The organism is Acinetobacter sp. ANC 4648, from assembly GCF_002135345.1.
Classification (GTDB): domain Bacteria; phylum Pseudomonadota; class Gammaproteobacteria; order Pseudomonadales; family Moraxellaceae; genus Acinetobacter.
The window spans coordinates 620,120-626,119 of record NZ_NEGI01000002.1; the positions used below are offsets into that span (position 1 = coordinate 620,120).

The 6,000-nt window shown below is 36.8% G+C and carries 7 protein-coding genes and 1 rRNA gene; 3 read left to right on the plus strand and 5 right to left on the minus strand.

Annotation, left to right across the window (positions count from 1 at the left end):
• Positions 1 to 18: 18 nt before the first annotated feature.
• Positions 19 to 522: a DUF4442 domain-containing protein gene (locus B9T27_RS06025; protein ID WP_086205926.1), complete on the plus strand. Its 504-nt coding sequence runs from the start codon at positions 19 to 21 to the stop codon at positions 520 to 522.
• A 96-nt stretch (positions 523 to 618) separates the two neighbouring features.
• Here the strand turns inward: B9T27_RS06025 and B9T27_RS06030 are convergent, their stop codons facing one another.
• Genes B9T27_RS06030 through B9T27_RS06040 form a run of 3 tightly spaced genes read right to left on the minus strand, consistent with a single transcriptional unit; the run spans position 619 to position 2,391 of the window.
• Positions 619 to 1,041: an acyl-CoA thioesterase gene (locus B9T27_RS06030; RefSeq protein WP_086205927.1), complete on the minus strand. Its 423-nt coding sequence runs from the start codon at positions 1,039 to 1,041 to the stop codon at positions 619 to 621.
• A 21-nt stretch (positions 1,042 to 1,062) separates the two neighbouring features.
• Positions 1,063 to 1,494, minus strand: a complete 432-nt coding sequence (gene trxC, locus B9T27_RS06035) for a thioredoxin TrxC (RefSeq protein ID WP_086205928.1) — start codon at positions 1,492 to 1,494, stop codon at positions 1,063 to 1,065.
• Entirely contained in the window at positions 1,495 to 2,391 is an 897-nt protein-coding gene (locus B9T27_RS06040; protein ID WP_086205929.1) for an alpha/beta hydrolase, read from the minus strand. It abuts the gene before it with no gap.
• A 126-nt stretch (positions 2,392 to 2,517) separates the two neighbouring features.
• Between B9T27_RS06040 and B9T27_RS06045 the strand changes: the two genes are divergently transcribed.
• Together B9T27_RS06045 and B9T27_RS06050 are read left to right on the plus strand one after the other, a co-directional pair.
• Positions 2,518 to 2,853 carry a TIGR01244 family sulfur transferase gene (locus B9T27_RS06045; protein ID WP_086205930.1) on the plus strand — a complete coding sequence of 112 codons (336 nt, stop codon included), beginning with the start codon at positions 2,518 to 2,520 and terminating at the stop codon, positions 2,851 to 2,853.
• Entirely contained in the window at positions 2,846 to 3,268 is a 423-nt protein-coding gene (locus tag B9T27_RS06050; RefSeq protein WP_086205931.1) for a beta-lactamase hydrolase domain-containing protein, read from the plus strand. The genes B9T27_RS06045 and B9T27_RS06050 overlap by 8 nt, the downstream gene beginning before the upstream one ends.
• Positions 3,269 to 3,427: 159 nt before the next feature.
• Here the strand turns inward: B9T27_RS06050 and B9T27_RS06055 are convergent, their stop codons facing one another.
• Complete coding sequence (locus B9T27_RS06055) at positions 3,428 to 5,455, minus strand: Ig-like domain-containing protein (protein WP_086205932.1); 2,028 nt, start codon at positions 5,453 to 5,455, stop codon at positions 3,428 to 3,430.
• 421 nt (positions 5,456 to 5,876) lie between these two features.
• A 5S ribosomal RNA gene (gene rrf / locus B9T27_RS06060) occupies positions 5,877 to 5,991 on the minus strand.
• Between the last annotated feature and the right edge of the window lie 9 nt (positions 5,992 to 6,000).

The following is a 6,000-nucleotide window of genomic DNA, read 5'->3' on the forward strand; positions in this document are numbered from 1 at the left end:
CCACACATAGGATTTAATATGACTCAGACCAATCGTTTAGCAAAACTAGTGAAAGCGACTGCAAAATTTCCGAAAGGGATTCGGAGTACGCTCTGGAGCAAGGCTTTTGGTCGAGTCGTTCCTATGGTCGGTACGGCCCACATTAAATATATTGAAGTCAGTCCGTCTCAGGTGATTGTTGAAATTAAAAATCATCGAGCAATGCAAAACCATATCGGTCAATTGCATGCTGTGGCTATGGCACTTCTTGCTGAAACCGCTACAGGTTTTGTCACGGGCATGAATGTTCCTGACACATCCATTGTGCTAATTAAAAGCATACAAATCGATTATAAACGCCCGTCTAAAGGCGATATGCGCGCAGTTGCAACATTAACCGATGAACAAATTCAGCTCATACAAAATTCAGATAAAGGCGAAACATTAGTTACGGTCGTGATTACAGATGAAACAGGTCAAGAACCGGTACAATGTGAAATGCTTTGGGCTTGGGTATCTAAAGATCGCTTAAAAAGCAAATAAATTTCTAAACACAATATAAAGGCTAATCCACTACGCTGAATTCTCAATCGCATATAAAAAATCCCAAGCACTATTGGGATTTTTTATATTTCAATGTTAAACACTTTGTGTAGCTAAATACTTGTGTCTCACATCTGCAGCAATTTGACGCTTGCTGCCTTGCACATCTACAGCTACGAAGGTAAATACTCCTTCTGTGACTCGCGTCGGTGCACGAGAACTATCATGACTATCCCATACTTCAATTTGCATCTGAATAGAAGTATTACCTACTTTTAAAATTTTGGTATAACAACTAATCACATCACCAACTTTGACTGGTACCAGAAAAGTCATTTGATTAATTGAAATAGTGGCACAGCGTCCTTTACTAAAACGCTCTGCATGAATCGCACCTGCCAAGTCCATTTGTGAAACAATCCAACCACCAAAAACATCACCACTCCAGTTTGTATCTGCTGGCATAGCAATCGTTTGTAAAGAAAGTGTACCTTCAGGTTTTACATGAGAATCTGACACATTAACTCCAGACCCAGACTTTTATTCTGGGGTATTCAATTGTTGGTCTAACCATTCTTGTAATTGGTTAGCGCGTAATGCACCGCTTATTCTAGCAACTTCCTTGGTTTTATTCAGCAGAACAAGGGTTGGAATACTGCGAACATGAAAGGCACTACTCAAACGCGGATTGGCTTCGGTATCAATTTTAGCAAAAATAACATGTGGATTATGCTTGGCCACCTCAGCAAAATGTGGTGCCATCATCTTACAAGGCCCACACCACTCTGCCCACAAATCAATAAAAATGGGTAAATCACTATTACTGATAAAATGACTAAAATTTTGTTCATTCAGTTCAATCGGAGCCAATGGAATTAAGGCTTGATGACATTGACCACAATTTGGCTGAGAATCTAATTTATCTTCAGGAATACGGTTTTTAGCGCTACAAGATGGACATACAATAATCATCTAGCTCACTCCAATATGTTGATGTAAAAATTCTAACTGGGTCAAAATGGCTTTTTCCAACCATGGTGCATGATAGATATCAAAATGTGACATATTCCATTCATGATATTGTACGAATGGTGCAATATTGGTTGCCGTTTCTCGACTCGATTCAATCGGAATAAAACTATCTTTTTGCGCAGCAATAAACAATACGGGCAAATTGATATTCCGAACTGTTTGTATAGGACGATAACGAATTAAGTTAAAAAAGGCGCGTGCAGGAACTTCTCCACTCCAAAAATAATCTGGATTTACAATCGACATGTAACCATTATAACTATCTTTGGTTGGTAAAAAGCACAGATCAAAAGGATGAACAACAGGAAAAGTTTTGCTGACCCGTCCCATTTTACCACTCATATAGTCCTGACTCGACAGTTTTAATGCTTTAGGAAGCTGATGTAACGGATAGATTTTGGCACTTTCTGCACCATCTACAAAAGGTACTTGTACCATCACTGCCTGAATATTTTTTAGTTCAGAAGCAAGACTAAGGACATAGCCACCACTTAAAGAAGTACCCCAAAGAACTATTTTACGTGCATCTATATTTTTTTTTGCTGCAAGATGTGAAATCACGGTTTTCCAATCTTCTAATTGGTATTTAATCGACACCAGTTCACGAGGTTGTCCAGTACTCCCACCCCAAAAACGGTAATCAAATAGAACTACGGCATAGCCTGCCTGAGCAAAACGCTGTGCATATTGAATCAATTTAAACTGGCGTAAAGCAGCGAAGCCATGTGCCATTACAATGACTGCAGGTTTTTTAATATTCTTAGGTCGATAAAAATCAGCAGCGATGACATCTTGACCACTTTGAATATAGAGTGGTTCTACTGTATACACGTACATACGCGCTCCATTATATTATTATTTGTTCGTTTTCTCTTATAAAGATGCTCTGTCATTTTAGTCCAAGGCAAAGCTTAGTGTTATTATATTAGCATAGAATATTTTTATCGTATTTGGAGTGGCAACATGAGTGAAAATGTAGGTTTTGCTGGTCAAATTAGTCCTGAGCATATCTCTCAAGTGGTTGAAAAAGGTTTTAAATCGATCATCAATAACCGCCCAGATTTTGAAGGTGGTGCAGAACAGCCCACCAGTGCTCAAATTGAAGAAGCAGCACGAGTTGCGGGATTAGACTACGTATATCAACCTATCATTGCGGGTCAGATTTCAGAAATCGATGTACGTACATTTGCGAATCATTATAATCAACTACCAAAACCTATTTTAATGTTCTGTCGTACAGGTAATCGTTCAAATAATTTATTCCAACTGGCCAAACAAATGGATCTTTTGGATGACTAAAAGCACCCTCGGCTTAGTATTGTGTTGTTGTTTAATTTATACCAATCTAACTTATGCAGATGATGCCGATTTAAGCCAAGTACTAGCAACAAATATCAGTGTTTCTGGCCAAATGACAACTGATAAATTTCAAAAACTGATTATTCAGGGTTTTAAGTCTGTTGTTGTCAATCGTCCTGATGATGAACAAGGTAATGTGACTACTGCGCATCAGCTTAGGAGTATTGCTGAAAAATCAAAAATAAGCCTAATCTATCAACCAATTAGCAGTGGTCAAATTTCTCAATCCGATATTATTGAATTTTCAAAATATTATAATAGTCTACCCAAGCCTATTTTGATGGTCTGTAAAACAGGTTCTCGATCAACCACGCTTTTTAATAATGCAAAATCTCAAGGTCTATTGAATGAATAAATTAATGTTGATTTTAGTGTGTTGTTTTTCCATTTCGGGTTGTAGTTCAATGAATGTTAGACCGACTGTAGGTGTATCAATTAGCTCAGCTATTTAATTTAATAGACTCAAATAATAAAAAAAATCGCAGTTGTAACTGCGATTTTTTATTACATCAAATTATTTATAATTCAGGCATGTAGAAATATCCATACCGTAAGGACTTTCACGGTCTGGACGCCATTTACCATCAGTATCATCGACATCATCTGATGCTACTGGAGGCATGAAAGATAATGCTGTCATATTGTCTTTTGTAGACACATTTGTAGAGGCATTTAAATTAACACGTAACCAATTCGAGTAATTACGTCCATAACGTACTTTGAATGAGAATTTACCCTGAGCATCTGTCACAAAACTACCTTGAGTACCAAGAATAGAATTATCTGAACCCAAAATCGAAATTGGATTTGGAAATTCATTACTCGGACATTCTACATAAGTCACTACGGGCTTTGAAACGCCATTAATATAAGTCATATAATCGCGAGACCATCGCAGACTACTTAGCCAAGCCCAAGAACCACTGCTATCCTGACCATAACTATAATCACGTACCCAATTAAATTTACCTTTATAAAAACTTGCTAAATCCAAAGAAATACTGATTTTTTGCCCTGCAATTGGATTTCCTGCGGTATCTACAACAGAAGCTGAAAACTCTTTATAGTAATTCGTTTCATCACCAGCAACTTTTAAAATTTCGTGATTCTGCGCAACGGTAATAAATGCAGATTGCATAGATACAGTTAATAATAGATTTTCTGAATATACTGGTGCAGGAGCAGTTGCTTCTCCTGCTGATGCCTGAATTTCAACACCACCACCTAATGTTTGTGCAGAACCCGCTGTATAAATAACCGTAGCACGACCTGCGGAGTCAGTCATTGCTGAAGGCTGTGAGATTCGCCCACTTAGTGAGGTATCTTTAAGTATAGTAAAATTTACTTTAGTATTTGGGATTGGCGTACCATTTTTATCTTTTACAAGCGCAATCACTTTAGTATTTGTACCAGGAGCAAGTACACTTGCATCTGATTGCAATGAAATAGTTTTTGGTGCCCCAGCACTTATTTGCTGTGAAATATATGCAACGTTATTACCAAACTGAGCAGATACTGTCGCTACAGCAGCAATTTTACCAACAAGTGTAGTACTAGCCTCACCTACCCATTGACCATTTTCTTGACGAATATTAGTAATTGGAGAGAAAGCAGTCACTGTGCCATTTGTTGTTTCAAAATTAACACTCTGACCTATTAATTCCGCCTGTGTACTAGCGGAAACCTTAACCGTTATATTTTTATTAATTCCAACACCAACAGGAGTCGAATCAGATATCGTCTGAATTACATTATTCGCAACATTTGCAACTAATGTGATACCACCTGATGATAGTAAATTTGTTACAGATTGGTTCAATCCATCAACTGTAATTTTTCCAATTACTTCAAGTTTCTGATTTACAGAATTTCTGACCTGAGAGTAAGGAACCTTAAAAGCTGCATTGCCATCTTTATCCGTTGTAACAAAGGCAAAAACTTCTACACCAGCAGCATTTACAAGAGAAGCTTTTGCACCTTCCAATGCTTTACCAGCTGCATCTACTGCCTTCACAGTCAGTGTTGCACTTTGCCCTTCCTCTAACAAGGTTACATCAGAAGAAATTGCAACGACTGTACCACTAATTGGAATCAAAATTTCCTGCTTAACTTTACCCGAAGTTACAATAATTGTAATAGTGCGATTCAGTTTAGAATTTAAATTCGAATTTTCTGCCAAGTTAACGTCTGTCGATACAAATCCTTTATCATCACTAATCATATTAGTAAGCGTACTTAAACTAGCACCAGAATTTTGTGCATCTACAATTTCAACTTTTACATTTGACTTTGGAACAATACCACCATTTTTGTCAAGAGTACGGATTGTTAGAGTTAAACTATCTTTAGTACCTGCATTTAAACTACTTTTACTTTGCCCGATAGATAATAGTTCAGCACTAATCTGTGGTATTTCAGTACTAGGATTTCCTGAACCTGATGAGTTATCCTTTTGACCAAAGTAGCCATCACCACCACCACAACTCGCTAAAAGCGTAGAAACTGCTATAGCAGATAACTTAAGAGTAAAATTTTTTTTCATAAAAGTCCCCAAACTTTATTTTTTTCCAATAAATTTGTTTTAGTGATTAATTAATAATCGCTATGAAAACACAGTTCTATCTCTGTGTAAATATTCAATATAAAACTGTTTTAAAAATGTTACTTAAAATAATAAAATTCATTATATCTAGTATCACTACTACTAGTACATTCACAATTCACGGTGAGTTATTATCTATTAGCTGTTCTAGAATTGTTATACTTTAGCTTCTAGACAATAGCAATTTATCCAACTTAACCTTAAAAATACTTAGCAATTAGACCATTGATATATAAAATTCAAAAATGATGCTTCTAAATTTAAAATAAGTTCGATAAGTTTACATATTTCTTAATTTTCTTAACTTCCGCGCATAAAAAAACACCCCCTTACATTGTAAGGGGTGTTTTTAGGAATAATGAGCTGGCGATGACTTACTCTCACATGGGTAACCCCACACTACCATCAGCGCTAAGAGGTTTCACTTCTGAGTTCGGGAAGGGATCAGGTGGTTCACTCTTGCTATTGTCGCCAGCACAACTGTT